The following is a 16,497-nucleotide window of genomic DNA, read 5'->3' on the forward strand; positions in this document are numbered from 1 at the left end:
CCATTTATAGCACTAAATATGCGTCAGGGTGACGGAACACCAGGTGCCTGCCGCCGGGCCCCGGTGCGGTATCGGCTCATTGCGGCCTAGCCCAACTCCCCGTAGAAAACCGCCCATGAGACAACGGATAGTCATGTCCATGCTGGCGACCGCGGTCCTCCTGGTCGGCGCCCTCTTCGGCGCCTTCTTCGGCGGCGGAGCCGCGACTTCTTCGGCGGCGGAGCCGCGACCGCGCGGGCCGCCGACGTCCCCGCCGAGTTCGGCACCGACTGGCACGACCCGGTGACCGCCGTCCCGCCCGTCGTCCGGCCGCACACCAAGTCCTGTCAGGTCACCCTGGCCGACGCGCGGTTCCGCGACTTCACCCCCTACAAGGGGACGTACACCCCGCCCAAGGGATGCGGCGACCGCTGGAGCAAGGTCGTACTCCGCCTGGACGGCACGGTGAAGGGCCGTCAGTACGACCGGCTCGGCTATCTGCGCGTCGGTGGGGTCGAGATCCTGCGCACCTCCACCCCGGAGCCCTCGCCGGACGGCATCGCCTGGCATGTCGAGAAGGACGTCACCCGCTACAGCGACACTTTCCGCGGCCCGCGGGACGTCGAGATGCTGATCGGCAACGTGGTCGACGACACCTACACCGGCGTCATCGACGTCGACGTGACCCTGACGTTCTATGCGGGCAGCCCCGCCGAACGGACCCCGGACCGCGTGCTCACCCTCGCCGACACGCCCGACGGCACGACGCTCACCGCACCGCGCAACAGCGAGCGGATCGTCGCCGAGGTCTACGCGACCGGGTCGGGCGGCGGCTGCGAGGAGTTCTGGTATCTGACGGTCGCCGACCCGGCGTCCTACTCCTGCAAGGCCGACCACGGCCCCTACCGTGAGGTGCAGATCAAGGTCGACGGCCGCACGGCGGGCATTGCCGCGCCGTATCCGAACGTGTGGACCGGCGGCTGGTCCGACCCCTTCCTCTGGTACGTCGTCCCGGCCCCGGGCGCCTTCGACGTGCGCCCCGTCGAGTACGACCTCACGCCCTTCGCGGCACTGCTGGACGACGGCCGCCCGCACCGCGTCGAGGTCTCCGTCGTGGGCGTGCCGGCGGGTCAGACCGGCTGGAGCACCCCGGTGAACGTGCTGGTCTGGCAGGACGCGCACCGCGACCACCTCACCGGCGCGGTCACCGAGGACAGGGCGGGCGACATCGCCAACTCGTCGACCTACACCCCGGGTTCCGAGAACCGGGTGGACACGGAGGCAGGGCACCGGCTCACCGTCAGCGGCTACCTCGACACCTCTCACGGACGAGTGACCACCACCGTCACCCGGACGCTCGCCGACACCTCCGTCCACCGCTGGACCGACGGCGAGAACACCGACGGGCTGGACGCGACCTGGACCGACGACCAGACCGTCACCACGGCAGGGGCCGGCCCCGCGCGGTCGGCGCACACGCTGCGGACGTACACCATGAACGGCGCCACCACCATCGGCTCCGACGACCGGCTGCGCACCGTGCTGACCCTCGGTGACCGCGCCTCGGTGACCGAACTGCGGGGCGGACGGACCACCGCGTGGTCGCGGACGGACGACACCTACCGCGGTGACGCCGCGTACACCCTCGGCGTGCCGCGCGAGCAGCGGCACGCGGTCGGCACCTCGTCGGAGCGCTATCGGTCCTACGGTTCGGACGGCTGTTACGACCACACGCTGGCCACCGCTCAGGGGGTGCTGACGGAGGACCGCAGCGGCTGCTAGTCGCGCGGGCGGGGGGCCGGTCCCCGGTGCGGCGGGTCCGCCCGCCGTGCCGGGGTCAGCAGGGCTTGGCGGCGTCGCCGTCGATCAGGGTGTCCAGCAGCACGCCGAGCACCTCGCGCTCCTTCTCCGTCAGCGGGGCGAGTATCTCCTCGGCCGCCGAGCGACGCGCGCCGCGCAGTTCGCGCAGGGTCGCCCGCCCCTCCTCGGTCACCTCGATCCGCGTCACGCGCCGGTTCGCCGGATCCGGCGCCCGGCGCACCTTGCCGCTCGCCTCGAGACCGTCGACCAGCGTCGTCACCGCGCGTGGCACCACCTCCAGGCGCGCGGCGAGGTCGGCCATGCGCGGCGGCGAGTCGTAGTGCGCGAGGGTGCGCAGCAGCCGGGACTGGGCAGGGGTGATGCCCAGTTCGCGCCGTTCCAGATGGCGTTTCTGGATGCGGTGCACCCGGCGGGTGAGCCGTAGCAACTGCTCGGCGAGCAGTCCCTCGGGATCGGGGGAGGTCATGCGGGAACAATATCAGGATGCAGTTCATTGTGAGTATAGGTAACAATGAGCTACGATCCGTTCCGTCATCGTCGGTCGACCCCGTCCGGCGCCCGTTCACCTCCGTAGGAGCCCATGCATCCCGACCGTGAAACCTCCTGGACCCCGCCCGCCGATGCCAAGGACCGGCCCCGGCAGTGGCGGCGGATCCTCAAGCTGTTCCGTCCCTACCGCGGGCGGCTCGCGATCGTCGGCCTGCTGGTCGGCGCCTCCTCGCTGGTCTCGGTGGCCACACCGTTCCTGCTGAAGGAGATCCTCGACGTCGCGATCCCGCGCGGTCGCACCGGACTGCTGAGCCTGCTCGCCCTCGGCATGATCCTCAGCGCGGTCCTCTCCAGCGTCTTCGGCGTGCTGCAGACGCTGATCTCGACCACCGTCGGCCAGCGCGTCATGCACGACCTGCGCACCGCCGTCTACGGGCGCCTGCAGCGCATGTCGCTCGCCTTCTTCACCCGCACGCGCACCGGCGAGGTGCAGTCCCGCATAGCCAATGACATCGGCGGCATGCAGGCGACGGTCACCTCCACCGCCACCTCCCTGGTCTCCAACGTCACCAGCGTGGTCGCCACCATCGTCGCCATGGTCGCCCTCGACTGGCGGCTCACCATCGTCTCGCTGCTCCTGCTCCCGGCCTTCGTCTGGATCAGCCGCCGCGTCGGCAACGAGCGCAAGAGGATCACCACCGAGCGCCAGAAGCAGATGGCCGCGATGGCCGCCACGGTCACCGAGTCCCTCTCGGTCAGCGGCATCCTGCTCGGCCGCACCATGGGCCGCACCGACTCGCTCACCGGCTCCTTCGCCGAGGAGTCCGAGCGGCTGGTCGACCTGGAGGTCAGATCGAACATGGCCGGGCGCTGGCGCATGGCCGTGATCACCATCGTCATGGCCGCCATGCCCGCCGTCATCTACTGGACGGCCGGCCTCGCCCTCCAGTTCGGCGGCCCCCAGGTCTCGCTCGGCACCATCGTCGCCTTCGTCTCGCTCCAGCAGGGCCTGTTCCGCCCGGCCGTGAGCCTGCTCGCCACCGGCGTCCAGATCCAGACCTCCCTGGCGCTCTTCCAGCGCATCTTCGAGTACCTGGACCTGCCGATCGACATCACCGAGCGCCCGCGGCCGGTCCACCTCGACCGGGTCAGGGGCGAAGTCCGTTTCGAGGAGGTCGAGTTCCGCTACGACGACAAGGGCGGCCCCGTCCTCGACGGCGTCGACGTCACCGTCCCTGCCGGCGGCAGCCTCGCGGTCGTCGGCCCGACCGGTGCCGGCAAGTCCACGCTGGGCTACCTGGTGCCCCGGCTGTACGACGTCACCGGCGGCCGGGTCACCCTCGACGGGATCGACGTCCGCGACCTCGACTTCGACACCCTCGCCCGCGCGGTCGGCGTCGTCTCGCAGGAGACGTACCTCTTCCACGCCTCCGTCGCCGAGAACCTGCGCTTCGCCAAGCCGGGCGCCACCGACGAGGAACTGCACGCGGCGGCCCGTGCCGCGCAGATCCACGACCACATAGCGGCGCTGCCCGACGGCTACGACACGGTCGTGGGCGAGCGCGGCCACCGTTTCTCCGGTGGGGAGAAGCAGCGCCTCGCGATCGCCCGCACGATCCTGCGCGACCCGCCGGTCCTCATCCTGGACGAGGCGACCAGCGCCCTGGACACCCGGACCGAGGCCGCCGTCCAGGAGGCCATCGACGCCCTCTCGGCGAACCGCACGACGATCACCATCGCCCACCGGCTGTCCACCGTCCGGGGTGCCGACCAGATCGTGGTGCTGGACTCCGGACACGTCGCCGAACGCGGTACGCACGAGGAACTGCTGGCGCGCGACGGGCGGTACGCGGCCCTGGTGCGCAGGGACGCGCAGCTGGAGCCGACGGGGTGAGCGCGGTGACCGGGGCTCGCGGGCTCGCCGGCTCGGGCGGACGGCCGGGGTGGCGGGCTACGACGGGTGACTGGGCCGACAAGCTGAATATATGCCGGGTTTGCGGTGATCCGCGTATTACGGTTCCCGCATGCAGACGCTTATTCCGCCACGGAGCAGGATCCGACTGACACGCCGGGGCAGACTCGCCCTCGTCGTGGCCGGTGTCGTCGTGGCCGGTACCGCCGTGGCGGTGCCGCTGCTGACGGTGGCCGATCACCATGAGGCACCCAGGTCCGCCGCGCTCGTCGTCCCGGAGGGCTGGCGCGCGAGCCAGGTGTACGAGGCGATCGACAAGGCGCTCGCCCTGCCCTCGGGCAGTACCCGCACATCGCTCGGCAAGGCCCGGCTGTCGCTGCCCAAGGACGCCGGGGGCAATCCGGAGGGCTATCTCTTCCCGACCTCCTACCCCCTGCGCAAGGGCGCGACCCCCGAGTCCGTGTTGCGCTCCATGGTGGACACCGCCCACCAGAAGTTCGACGGCGCACCGGTCGCGGCCGGGGCCCAGCGCAACGCGATGAACGTCTACCAGGCCCTCACCGTGGCCAGCATCATCCAGGCCCAGGCCGTGAAGAAGGAGGAGATGGGCAAGGTCGCCCGTGTCATCCTCAATCGGCTGGAGCGCGGGATGCCGCTGCAACTGGACTCCACCCTCAGCTACGCGCTGGGTCGCGCGCACGCCACCGAGGACGACACCAAGAGCGACAGCCCGTACAACACCTATCAGCGCATGGGCCTGCCGCCGACGCCGATCGGCAACCCGGGCGAGGACGCGATGCGCGCCGCCATCAACCCGACGCCGGGCGACTGGCTGTACTTCGTGACGGTCAAGCCGGGGGACACCCGGTTCACCGCCGACTACGAGACGCATATGCGCAACGTGGAGGAGTTCAACTCCGTGCGGCAGAAGGCAGGGCAGCAGACGGGCCGGAGTCAGAGCCCGACCCCCTCCTCGTCGTCCGCGCCGCCGTCCGGGAAGGCCGGCTGAGCCGACAGCTCCGGCGGTTCGTCACGCGGCGACCGGCCGCTCCTCCGCCAGCAGCCGTCCGATGTCCCGTACGGCCGCGCGGCCGGCCCGGTTGGCGCCGATCGTGCTGGCCGAGGGGCCGTAGCCGACGAGGTGGATCCGGGGATCGGCCACGGCGCGCGTCCCCTCCATCCGGATCCCGCCGCCCGGCTCGCGCAGCCGCAGCGGCGCGAGATGGCCGAGCGCCGCCCGGAATCCGGTCGCCCACAGGATCACATCGGCGTCCACGCGGCCGCCGTCCCGCCACTCCACACCGTCGGGAGTGATCCGGTCGAACATCGGCCGCCGGTCCAGGACCCCGTCCGCGAGCCCCCGGCGGATCGCGTCGTTCAGGGGCAGTCCGGTGACCGAGACCACGCTGCGCGGCGGCAGCCCCTCGCGCACCCTTTCCTCCACCAGCGCGACGGCGGCCCGTCCCGCCTCCTCGTCGAACGGTCCGTCGCGGAAGACGGGCGGCCGCCGCGTGACCCAGGTGGTCGCGGCCGCGTACGGGGCGAGTTCCAGCAGATGCTGGGTGCCGGAGGCGCCGCCACCCACGACCACCGCCCGCCGTCCGGCGAACTCCTCCGGCCCGGCGTACTGCGCGGTGTGCAACTGCCGCCCGCGGAACGTCTCCTGGCCCGGATAGCGTGGCCAGAACGGATGGTCCCAGGTGCCGGTCGCGTTGATCAGCGCACGGGTCGACCAGGTCCCGGCGGAGGTCTCCACGAGCAGTCGTCCGCCGTCGCTCTCGCGCACCGCCCGCACCTCCACCGGGCGCCGTACCCGCAGGCCGAAGGCGTGTTCGTACCGGTCGAAGTACGCGCCGATCACCTCGGCCGACGGCCGCGCCGGATCGGCCCCGGTCAGTTCCATCCCGGGCAGCGCGTGCATCCCGTGCACCTTGCCGTACGTCAGCGAGGGCCAGCGGAACTGCCAGGCGCCGCCCGGTGCGGGGGAGTGGTCGAGCACCGCGAAGTCGCGGTCCGGCTCGAAGCCGGCCCGGCGCAGGTGATAGGCGCTGGACAGTCCGGCCTGACCAGCGCCTACGACGACCACCTCGACCTCACGCATTTCGTTCACGCTTCTACCAACAGTGTGCCGGGCGCCGCTCTTCCCGTCCGTTGCCACAGGCATGCGGAAGGATGGGAGGCATGTCAGATGCCTTCACCACCCGAATCCTGAACGTCTCCACCGGCTCCCGGGAACGCGTCGTCGACCTCACCGGGGACTGCGAGGACTTCCTGCGGGAGACGGCGGGCGGCCGCGACGGCCTGCTGAACATCTTCGTCCCGCACGCCACCGCCGGGATCGCCGTCATCGAGACCGGCGCCGGGAGCGACGACGACCTCCTCGCCGCCCTACACACCCTGCTCCCCGCCGACGACCGCTGGCAGCACCGCCACGGCAGCCCCGGCCACGGCCGCGACCATGTGCTCCCGGCGTTCGTCCCGCCCCATGCGACCCTGCCGGTGATCGACGGCCGGCTGGAACTCGGCACCTGGCAGTCGGTGTGCCTGGTGGACACCAACAGGGACAATCCCAACCGTCAGGTGCGGCTGTCGTTCCTCGGGTAGGCCGGGGTGGGCCGTTGTTCGGTGGACGGCGGGGGTAAGGCGTGGCGGGCGAGGGGTCGTTCCTCGCGGTGGGGCGGATCGCGGGAGGAAGCCGTCTTCGGAGCGGGGTGGGTCCTGTCGGGACCGCACGAGGCCGTCTCCTTCATCCGCGGCACGGCCGGCGGCCGGAAGGCCTCCCGCAGCGTGGCCGTGTCCGCCCGTGCAACGGCTGTCACGGCCGACGGGTGGCGCAGGACGGGCTCACCCCCGAGCCGCTGACGCCGGTGCGGCCGAAGTCCTCGTCGTCAGGCAGGGGGAAGGCGGCGAGCCGGCCGATGCGCTCGCCACGGAGTCCGAGGTCCAGCGGTCCCTCCACGAGCGGCACATGGTCGCCGGATGGTGCCCGCTGCCCCTTCGGGCGGCGAGCCGGATGGCCGAGGCGGACCGCGCGGCTCGCGCACGCCCGTCAACCGGCAAGGAGGGCACGGCAGTTCGGGCGCCGAGCGATCACGGTGCGCGGCGGCTCGGGCTTTCCGGCCTCGCTGGTGGACGGCAGGCCGCGTGCCGACGGGGCCGACGGCACGCCTCGCACACCGGGCGTGCACCCGGACCGTTCCGACGTCGCCGTCGGCACACGCGTCACGGCCGGACTGGACCGGCACCGACTCCGCCTGCCCCTGGCATCGTTGAAGCCGCGGATCACCATGGCCGGTCGCGTCCTCACCTCGGGAGCTGCCGATGACCCGGGCCGGGGTCCCGGGCATGGCGTACACCGTCGACGCGCTGATGACCGCCCGCAGGCTCGGCCACCTGGACGAGAAGGGGCGCGCTTCGGCTGCCGGAATCCCTGGCGGGGAAGATACCGCCCGCCCTTGGCCGACGGCTCTCGCCCGAGACGATCCGCCGAGCGGTGAACCGGCTCGTCGCCGCGGAGCGCCTCAGCCGGGAGACGGGAAGCCGTGCTCGGGACGCGCGGGGCACACTCGACTTTCCCGCACGTGCGGGAAAGGAGGCGGTCTGCCTCGTCCGCTGCACGCCGTCCCCCGAACTCGTTCCAGGGGGGCGGCGAACGGCGGGTCACCCGTCTGGCGGGCAGCACGTCACGGCGGGAAGCCGCCGAGCCTGATGGATGTCGACAGTCAGACCGGTGACGAGGCTCACCGCCAGGGCCGCTTACGCGGGGGCTCACCGGACGTCACGAGGTACCGAAGGGACACACCCACCGCAGGCCCGCAGGTCCGCGCGGCGACCCGGGGGCGGCGCGGCACGACAGGCGGGTTCCGGGGCCCGCCACACGCGGCCGGGTCCGCCGTGGCTGCTCCCGCTCCCTCGCCGTGGGGCGAACAAATGCCCAGTAACGTACGGTGTGGTGGACGTAGCAAGCCGGGCTCGCCGCGACGGAAGCGGTTGTGCAGTACGCGGCAGCCCCGGTCCGTCCAGGCCCGGGAGAGGAAGCATGTCCATACGCGTCCGGCAGCGGCCCAGGAGCCGCCGCACAGCCCTGCGCACCGGGGTCCCGCTATTCGCTCTGGCGCTCGCGGTCGCGGGCTGCGGTGCATCGGTCACGCCGGGGTCGGCGACGAGTTCCCCCCGGTCCCCCGCGGCCACCCGCGGCACGGGGACCCCGGGAACCGCCAGTCCGGTGCCGAGCCGTACGGGAACCGACGTCGCCACGACCAGCGTGCGCACCGCACCGATGTCCCCCGCCGCCACCTGTACCGACCGGTTCCTGTCCGGCATGACCACGGCCCAACGGGTCGGACAGCTCTTCATGGGGGGAGTCTCCGCGGCCCACCCGGACCAGGCCCAGTTGCGCATTCTGCGCGACAACCACGTGGGGTCCGTCATGCTGACCGGCCGCAGCTCCGCCGGTACGGCGGCGACCAGGAAGATCGTCGACGGTTTCCGGGGCCAGGCGGACCGGGTCGGCGGCCGGCAGGTCGGTCTGCTGGTCGCGACCGACCAGGAGGGCGGCCGGGTGCAGGTGCTCAACGGCCCCGGCTTCTCGGCCATGCCCAGCGGGCTGGTCCAGGGCAGCCGGTCGACCAGGATGCTGCGCGCCCAGGCCGCCGTCTGGGCCCTCCAGCTCAAGAGAGCCGGGGTCGACCTGAACCTGGCACCGGTCGCCGACGTGGTCCCCGCCGAACTGGGCACCCGCAACATCCCCATCGGCTCCTTCCAGCGCGAGTACGGCCACACGCCGGACACCGTGACCTCCCACACCAACGCCTTCGCCGCCGGCTTCGCGCAGTCGGGCGTGCTGACCACGCTCAAACACTTCCCCGGGCTGGGCCAGGTGATCGGCAACACCGACACCACCGCCGGTGTCGTGGACTCGGTGACGACCGCCACCAGCCCCAGTCTCAAGCCGTTCCAGTCCGGGATCCAGGCCGGGTCGCCTTTCGTGATGGTCTCGTCGGCCACCTACACCAAGATCGACGCCAAGCACCTGGCGGCCTTCTCCCCGACGGTCATCGACCAGCTCCTGCGCGGCCGACTCGGCTTCAGGGGAGTGGTCATCTCGGACGACCTCGGGAACGCGGTCGCGGTGCGGTCCTTCAGCCCCGCCCAACGGGCCGTCAACTTCACCGGGGCAGGCGGGGACATGATCCTCACCGTGCGGCCGGACATCATACCCGCGATGGCACAGGCCATCCAGACCAAGATGGGACAGGACGCCTCCTTCCGGGCCAAGGTCGACGCCAGCGTGCGCCGGATACTCGACGCCAAGGGCAAGGCGGGCCTGCTCGACTGCGGCTGAGGTCTCGCGGCGCGTGTCGCTCGAACGGCATGGTCACGACGTCCAGGCGGCCAGGCACAAGGCGCGGTCCAGTTCGGCCGTGTAGTGGGCCGCGGCCAGCCAGGCGCGCGCGAAGCGGTCGGGATCGGCGGGCCGCAGGCGGCCGAAGACGTCGTGGGCGCGGTCCGCGGCGGCGGAGTGGAGGTCCGTCAGGAGGTCCGCCGCCGTGGCCAGACCCGAGTGGTGCAGGCGGCGGGCGTCGGCGCGGGTGTCGCCGGGAAGGGCGAGGACGGGGCGGCCGCCCGAGACGGTCTGCTGGACGCGGCGGCGGAGCAGGTGGATCGGCGCCTCGTCGGGCACGGGCGCCGGTCGGGTCGCGGCCGCGGGAGCGGTGGGCAGGTCGGCGCGCTGGAGACGGTCCAGCCCCATGTCGAGGCGGGTGCCGCACCGGGCCGGGTGCTCGGCGGCGAGCAACCGGGCCCGAGGATGCGTGGCCGGGGTGAGGCGGGTCACGATACGCAGCCGGGTGCCGCGGGCGGCGGACAGCAGGCGCAGATTGTCGCGGTGGGGGAGCGCGGGATGGTCGTGCGCCGCGGTCAGGCGCAGGGTGACGCCGTCGCAGTCGGCGAGCAGGCAGTCGCCCGCCGCCTCCGCCGCGGTGCCGGTGAGGGTGACGTCCAGGAACAGCAGGCCGTGACCGCCGGTCAGGGCGCGGGCGATCTGGTCGGGCACGGGTTCCGCCCAGAGCCGGGTCACCGGGTCCTCGTGCCAGCCGGCCCCGCCGGCCCGTACCGCCCGTACTCCCGCGCCCGCGCCGAGCCGGCCCGTGGGGGAGACGGTGGCGCCCGACACCGCGAGGCCCGCGCGGGCCAACTCGCGGTGGGTCAGGGCGGTGTCGCCGATGCGCACGGCCCGGTCGGCCGCGCCCGCCGCCCGCCCGGCGCCCCCCGGGGCCACGTCGGACACCTGGTACAGCCGGCCGTCCGCGTCGGCGGTCCAGGTCACCGCGCCCGCGTAGCCGCTCGCGGTGAGCACCGGTTCGGAGAACAGGCCGTACAGGCGCAGCGAGCCGTCCGGGCGGTAGGGCTGTCGCGCGGTGCCGCGCAGGGCGGACAACTCGGTGCCGGAGGCGGCCGGGACGCGGTGGGAGACGTGGAGGACGTCGTGCAGGCCGGTGACGAGATCGGTCAGGTGGTACGCCGGGTCGGCCGAGCGCGCCGCGCGCAGGGCGGTGACCACGGAGACGGCCGTGGCCGCGGCCCGGTGCAGGCCCGCGAGACGGGCGGTGTGCGCGGCGCGCAGCAACTCCGCCTGGAGCACGGCGCCCGCCCCGTCCGTACCGGCCTCCAGCACGGCGGCCGCGGCGAGTCGTACGGCGCGGGCGGCGGCCCGCTGGTCCGGCGTGGCCGACTCGGGGGGCTCGGCCGCCTCCGCCGGCTGTTCCTCGCCCGGACCACCCCGCGGGGCGGGAGAGTCGACCCCGCTCCCGTCATGCCCCGGCGTTTCGTCCTCCGCGACCGGGGCCAGGGAGGCGGCCGCGGCGCGGTGCAGGCAGTCCGGGGCCAGCAGGCAGCCGCAGCGGACGGCGCCCGCCTGTCGCACCGCACCGTCCGGGGCGTGCAGTTCGAGGTCCGTGCCGTCGTCCACCGCGATGCGCGCGATGTCGCCGTCGCGGACCACGGGCCGGTCCGCCAGTTTGGCGATGCCGGAGTCCAGGCGTTTGCGCAGCCGGGGCGAGAGCGCCGCGACGAGTTCGGCGGTCACGGCCGGGGCGACCGGGGGCAGTTGCGGGCTCATGCGATCTTCTCCCCTACCCAACGGGCGAGTTCGAGCGGACTGAGGGCGGCCACCGGCATCCCCGCGGCGACCAACTGGCCCGCGACTCCGGTCGAGTAGCGCGGGCGGCCGGAGTCGTCCAGACTCGCGCAGCCCAGGACATGGCAGCCCGCGCCGACCAGGGCGCGGACCTCGGCGAGCAGCCCGCCGAGCGGATAGCCCTCCTCGAAGTCGCTGATGACCACGACGAGGGTGCGCGAGGGCACCGTGACCAGTTCACGCGCGTGGCGCAGCCCGGCCGCGATATGGGTACCGCCGCCGACCCGCACCTCCAGGAGCAGCGACAGCGGATCCTCGACGTGGTCCGTCAGATCCATCACCTCGGTCGAGAAGGCCAGGAAGTGCGTGGACAGCGTGGGCACCCCGGCCAGCACCGAGGCGGTGAGCGCCGCCCAGATGGTGGACGCCTCCATGGAGCCCGACACGTCGGTGACCAGGACCAGCCGCCAGTCGGCCGCCCGCCGGGCGCGGCTGCGGAAGACCGGACGTTCGGGGACGACGCGGACCGTGCCGTCCGGCTCGCGGCGGGCGGTGGCCAGATTCGCCCGCAGGGTGCGGGGCAGGTCCAGGCCGCCGCCGGGGCGGCGGCTGGGGCGGGGCAGGGCGGTGCCGTGCAGCGCGGGGCGCAGCCGGGTCGCCAGCTGCCTGGTCAGCGCCTCGACCAGCCGGCGCACCAGCGGACGCAGGGCGGCGAGCCGGGCCTCCGGCAGCCCGCCCGCGTGCCGCAGCACGGAGCGCAGCAGGTCCACGGAGGGCCGTACGGTGTCCGGGTCCAGCTCCGCGAGCACGTCCCGTCGGCCCGCTGCGGCCGCCGCCGCCAGCACCTCCTCCCGGATGCCGGGACCGAACAGCGCCGCCAGCTCCTCGGACCACTCGCGTGCGCCGGGGTACGCCACCTCGCGCCCGCCGCGGCCCCGCTCTGCCATGTCGCCCCGGCTGCCCTCGCCGCGTCCGCAGCCGTACAACTCGTCGAGAGCGGTCGCCAACGGACGTGCGGAGGCGGGGAGTCGACCGTTCTGACGGCCCAGGAGCAGACGCCAGCGGTCGGCGGGGGAGAGGCGGTGGGCGGGAGCGGGGGCGAGGGGCGGTTCCGGGTCGGGCGCGCTCGGCGCGGGGGGCTCGACGGCGTCGGCCGCGGCGTCCTGTGCGGTGCTGTCCCCGGTGGGCCGGTCGGGCGGCAGCAGACCCAGCGCCGCCAGCGCCCCGCGGGCGGCCAGGTCGGCTCGGGTCCAGCGGGCCAGGGCCGTGGGGTCGATGTCGCCCGTGTCGGAGGGGCGTTCGCCGTCCAGGCGTTCCTCGACGGCGGACAGCAGGCGTTCGCGCGCGGCGGGACTGAGGGTGTCGAAGCCGCCGCGCAGGGCCGGGAGGCGGTCGAGGAAGTCGCGGTCGGACAGCTCCGACACGCGGTTCAGCAGCGGTTCCAGCGCGGGCGCGGCCGATTCCAGCAGCGGTCCGGCCGCGGTCAGCAGTCCGGTCAGGCGGGCGGTGAGCGCCGAACGGGACTCGGGGCCGGCGGCGCCGTCCACCCAGGAGGCCACACGGTCGCCGAACGCCCGCGCCTCCTCCTGCCCCAGCAGCACCCGTACGGCCCCGGCGGCGCCCCGCATCAGCGGCGAACCGCCGGCCGCCAGCCGGGCCAGCGCGTCCCCGAGCCGGATGCCGCCCGACCGGTCGGCGCGCTGGGCGAGTTCCAGCAGGGCGCGGGCGTCGGCCGGGTCCTCGGAACCGGTGAGCCCGTCGAGCTGACGTACCGCGGCGGCGGTCAGCGTCCCGGCGACGGCCGCCGCCCGTCCCGTACGCTCCCCGTCCGCGCCCAGCCCGGCGATGTGCCCGGCCCGCACCCGGTCCAACAGGGCCAGCCCGGCAAGGAGTTCGGGCAGGGTGGCGGTGCCGGGGAGCACCTCGGCGGTCTCGTCGAGGCGTTCGTCGGCGAGGGCGGGCAGGCCGCACTCCGCGGCCTCCGCCAGGCCCCGCAGGGTCTGCGCGGCGGTCGGCCCGCCCTCGTCCCGCTCCTGGCGCCGGCGCTCCCGCAGTACTCCTTCGGCGGCCTGGGCCGGGGTGACCCCGCGGATACCGGCCACGGTCAGCATGGCCGCCGTGGCCGGGGTCCAGCGCACCTCCCAGCGTGAGGTCAGCGCGTCGGCGCCGCCCGTGCCGGCCACCTCCTTCGGCTCGGCGTACGGCACCGAGCACACGGCGAGGCGGCGCAGCAGGAGTTCGCGGCGCCGGTCCAGGTCGGAGCGGAGCGGGTCGAGGCGCAGGTCGCGGGCGGTGCCCGGGTCCGGCCCGGCGGGGCCCGGCAGGTTCAGGGCGGCCAGCTCCGCCTCCACCGCCGGGACCAGTCCGCTGCGCGGCGCGTCCGGCGCGGGACGGCCGGTCCGCGTGCCGACGAGCACCCTCTCCATCGCCCTCGCCACGGCGCGTCCCCGGCCGTACGGCTCGCCCTGGGCCAGCACCGTCTGTACCGCCTCGACCAGTTCGCCCCGGCCTGCCGCGGGCAGCTCCCGCAGCCGGGCCAGATCACCGGCCAGCCGGGCGATCTCGCGGGCGTCGGCGGGCCCGGACGGGTGCCCCAGCGCCCGCAGTTCCGCGCAGATGCGCACGGCGGCGCCGATCAGCGCGTCCTCCAGGGCCGTCGGATCTCCGGCCGCGTCCAGCACCATGTGCTGCCATTCCGGGTCGCGGATGCCGGCCGGGTAGCCGGAACGCGCGTCCAGGAGGGCGTAGGCGTAGGGGATGAGGGAGGTGGTCCAGGCCGGGACGGACGCGGGGGTCTTCTCGGCGGTGGTGCCGCTGCCCGCGTCATCGCCGTCCACCGGTGCGAGCAGCGCCGGGGCGTGGAAGGCACCGACCACGACCGCCGCGCGCTCCCCGCGCGCCGTGGCCCTGGCGAGACACGCCCGCATCCACCGCTCACGCCGCAGATCCAGCACCGGTACCCCGCCGGAGGCCGCCGCCTCCTCCCGCAGCGCCCATCCCGTCAGCAACGCGGCCCGCCGCAGCGCCTCCGGCGGGGAACCGGGCGCGGCGGCCTCGACCAATCGGTCCCAGAGGTCGTCCCCCGGGCGTCCGGTGAGCCGGGAGCGCAGGGCCGAGGCGATCCCGGGCCGGCCTGTGGCCGCCGACGGCTCGGGCACTCCGGAGCCGCCGTCGAGTGCCGACTCGCCGTCCGGGGCTGCGTGTCGGACGTGGCCCTCCGCGGGTGTGCCCTTGGCCGGGGCATCGGGTCGGACGTGGCCCTCCGCGGGTGTGCCCTCGGCCGGGGCTTCGGGGCGGGTGTGGTTGCCGTTCGGGTGGTCCTTGGCCGGGGCTTCGGGTCCGGTGTGGTTCCCGACCGGTGCGTTCTCGTCCGGTGTTGCGGGCCGGGCGTGGTGTCGTGTCGCAGGGTTCTCGTCCGGTGCCTCGCCCCGGGCGCGGTCCCCCGTGGGTCCGGCCCTGCCCGGTGCCTGCGAGCGGGCGCGGTCCTCCGTCGGCCCGCCCTCGTCCTCCTCCGGCGCCTGTGACCAGGCCCGGTCCGCCAGCGGCAGATCACACGCGATCACCGGTATCCCCCTCCGCGCCGCCCACCGCACGGCGGCCAGCTCGGGCGAGAAGTCGGCGAAGGGGTAGAACGCCGGTCCGCCCCGCCCGGTCGACGGCGCGGCGGCGAGGGCGATCGGGGCGCGGGTGTCCTCGTGGGCGAGCCAGGGCAGCCACTCCTCCAGTTCGGCGGGGAGTTCCACCAGGACCACATCCGGCGCGGCCGCGTCCAGCAGGTCGGGCACGGCCGCGGCCAGGGAGGGCGCGTGGTGGCGCACGCCGATGAGGTACGGCGCCGTCGGGTCGGTCAGGGCGGCGACGGCCGCGTCGGGACTGTCGTACGGCACGGTCCTCAGCCCTCCAGGACCGTGCGCAGGTCCCACAGGGTGCGCCAGGTGGCGGAGCCCTGTTCGGCGCGGCGCCGGACCGGTCCGTCCCAGTAGCCGCGCAGCCGTGCCGCGTCCGCCGGGTCGTCCTTGCGCACGACGCCGAGCAGGTGGCCCGGCAGCAGCCCGAGCACATCACGGTCCCCCGGGAAGTACGCGGCGGCCAGCCCCAGCGCGCCCGCCACGGAGACGGCCTCCGCGGTGCTCATCACCGTGGACGGCCGCTCCACCTCCCAGCCCTCGGCCGAGCGGCCCTCCCGGAGGTCGCGGAAGACGGTGACCAGGGCCTCCAGGACCGCGTCGTCGACCTGGAAGGGCGCGCCCGCCCGCTCCACCGAGGCCCGCGCCTGTCCGCGGACCAGCGCCGTCTCGGCGTCGAGGTCCGCGATGGGGCCGACCGTCTCGAAGTTGAAGCGGCGCTTGAGCGCGGCCGACATCTCCGAGACGCCCCTGTCCCGCAGGTTGGCGGTGGCGATGAGGGTGAAGCCCGGTGCCGCGTGTGCCGACGAGTCCTCACCGCCCGCCAGTTCCGGAATCGCGATGCGCCGCTCCGACAGCAAGGACACCAGGGCGTCCTGCACTTCGGGCAGACACCGGGTGACCTCCTCGACGCGGGCGACCGCGCCCCGGGTCATCGCGGTGAGCACCGGGGAGGGCACGAGTGCCGTGCGGCTGGGGCCCTGCGCGAGCAACAGGGCGTAGTTCCAGCCGTACTTCAGCTGGTCCTCCGTCGTACCCGCCGTGCCCTGCACGACCAGCCCGCTGGTTCCGCACACGGCGGCCGACAGCAGCTCCGACAGCATGGACTTGGCGGTGCCGGGCTCACCGACGAGCAGCAGGCCGCGCTCTCCGGCGAGCGTGACGACACACCGCTCCACCAGCGCGCGGTCGCCGACGAACTTGCCGCCGATCTCCAGCCGCCGCGGCACCCCGTCCGGCACCGCGGCGTCCTCGGGCAGCCGCAGCGCCTGTCCGCCGCTGCCCATCACGAAGGTCACCACCGCCCGGGGCGTGAGCCGCCAGGCGGGCGGCCGGGGACCGGTGTCGTACGCCGCGAGAAAGGCCAGTTCGGCGGCGTAGCGGTCCTCGGGCGGGACGATCTGGCGGCTGGCGTCGGGAGCGAGGACGGTCGTCATCGGAGGGAGTCCTTCAGGGAGTCACGGGTGGGAAGGGAAGCGGCGGGGGCACGGCGAGAGACACGGACGGGAACGGACCGGGGGAAGGCGGGGCCG

General features: G+C 74.2%; 10 protein-coding genes and 1 pseudogene. 5 read left to right on the top strand and 6 right to left on the bottom strand.

The window, feature by feature from the left end:
• The first annotated feature begins 115 nt into the window (after positions 1-115).
• A pseudogene (locus QSK45_RS17290) lies at positions 116-1,761 on the top strand (peptide-N4-asparagine amidase).
• A gap of 55 nt (positions 1,762-1,816) precedes the next feature.
• Here QSK45_RS17290 and QSK45_RS17295 read toward each other — a convergent pair.
• The gene (locus QSK45_RS17295) at positions 1,817-2,266 is read right to left on the bottom strand and encodes a MarR family winged helix-turn-helix transcriptional regulator (RefSeq protein ID WP_285557810.1); all 450 of its coding nucleotides are present in this window, start codon (positions 2,264-2,266) and stop codon (positions 1,817-1,819) included.
• Positions 2,267-2,380: 114 nt separating this feature from the next.
• Between QSK45_RS17295 and QSK45_RS17300 the strand changes: the two genes are divergently transcribed.
• Positions 2,381-4,183 carry an ABC transporter ATP-binding protein gene (locus QSK45_RS17300; protein ID WP_285557811.1) on the top strand — a complete coding sequence of 601 codons (1,803 nt, stop codon included), beginning with the start codon at positions 2,381-2,383 and terminating at the stop codon, positions 4,181-4,183.
• A gap of 130 nt (positions 4,184-4,313) precedes the next feature.
• Positions 4,314-5,210: an endolytic transglycosylase MltG gene (gene mltG / locus QSK45_RS17305; RefSeq protein WP_285557812.1), complete on the top strand. Its 897-nt coding sequence runs from the start codon at positions 4,314-4,316 to the stop codon at positions 5,208-5,210.
• A 21-nt stretch (positions 5,211-5,231) separates the two neighbouring features.
• Here the strand turns inward: mltG and QSK45_RS17310 are convergent, their stop codons facing one another.
• Complete coding sequence (locus tag QSK45_RS17310; protein ID WP_285557813.1) at positions 5,232-6,311, bottom strand: NAD(P)-binding domain-containing protein; 1,080 nt, start codon at positions 6,309-6,311, stop codon at positions 5,232-5,234.
• A gap of 71 nt (positions 6,312-6,382) precedes the next feature.
• On the opposite strand from QSK45_RS17310, the gene QSK45_RS17315 reads away from it, so the two are divergent.
• Positions 6,383-6,805: a secondary thiamine-phosphate synthase enzyme YjbQ gene (locus QSK45_RS17315; RefSeq protein ID WP_285557814.1), complete on the top strand. Its 423-nt coding sequence runs from the start codon at positions 6,383-6,385 to the stop codon at positions 6,803-6,805.
• Between the two features lie 211 nt (positions 6,806-7,016).
• Here the strand turns inward: QSK45_RS17315 and QSK45_RS17320 are convergent, their stop codons facing one another.
• Positions 7,017-7,160: a hypothetical protein gene (locus tag QSK45_RS17320; protein WP_285557815.1), complete on the bottom strand. Its 144-nt coding sequence runs from the start codon at positions 7,158-7,160 to the stop codon at positions 7,017-7,019.
• Positions 7,161-8,426: 1,266 nt separating this feature from the next.
• On the opposite strand from QSK45_RS17320, the gene QSK45_RS17325 reads away from it, so the two are divergent.
• Positions 8,427-9,545 (top strand): glycoside hydrolase family 3 N-terminal domain-containing protein, encoded by a 1,119-nt coding sequence (locus QSK45_RS17325; protein WP_285557817.1) that lies wholly within the window; start codon positions 8,427-8,429, stop codon positions 9,543-9,545.
• 33 nt (positions 9,546-9,578) lie between these two features.
• On the opposite strand, the gene QSK45_RS17330 is transcribed toward QSK45_RS17325, so the two are convergent.
• Genes QSK45_RS17330 through QSK45_RS17340 form a run of 3 tightly spaced genes read right to left on the bottom strand, consistent with a single transcriptional unit; the run spans position 9,579 to position 16,401 of the window.
• Positions 9,579-11,321, bottom strand: coding sequence for a hypothetical protein (locus QSK45_RS17330; protein WP_285557819.1), 1,743 nt, complete (start codon positions 11,319-11,321; stop codon positions 9,579-9,581).
• Positions 11,318-15,226 (bottom strand): vWA domain-containing protein, encoded by a 3,909-nt coding sequence (locus tag QSK45_RS17335; RefSeq protein WP_490993579.1) that lies wholly within the window; start codon positions 15,224-15,226, stop codon positions 11,318-11,320. The genes QSK45_RS17330 and QSK45_RS17335 overlap by 4 nt, the downstream gene beginning before the upstream one ends.
• A gap of 5 nt (positions 15,227-15,231) precedes the next feature.
• Entirely contained in the window at positions 15,232-16,401 is a 1,170-nt protein-coding gene (locus QSK45_RS17340) for an ATP-binding protein (RefSeq protein WP_285557820.1), read from the bottom strand.
• Positions 16,402-16,497 lie beyond the last annotated feature (96 nt).

Origin of the sequence: Streptomyces hygroscopicus subsp. hygroscopicus (genome assembly GCF_030269125.1) — a bacterium.
Classification (GTDB): Bacteria; Actinomycetota; Actinomycetes; order Streptomycetales; family Streptomycetaceae; genus Streptomyces; species Streptomyces hygroscopicus_C.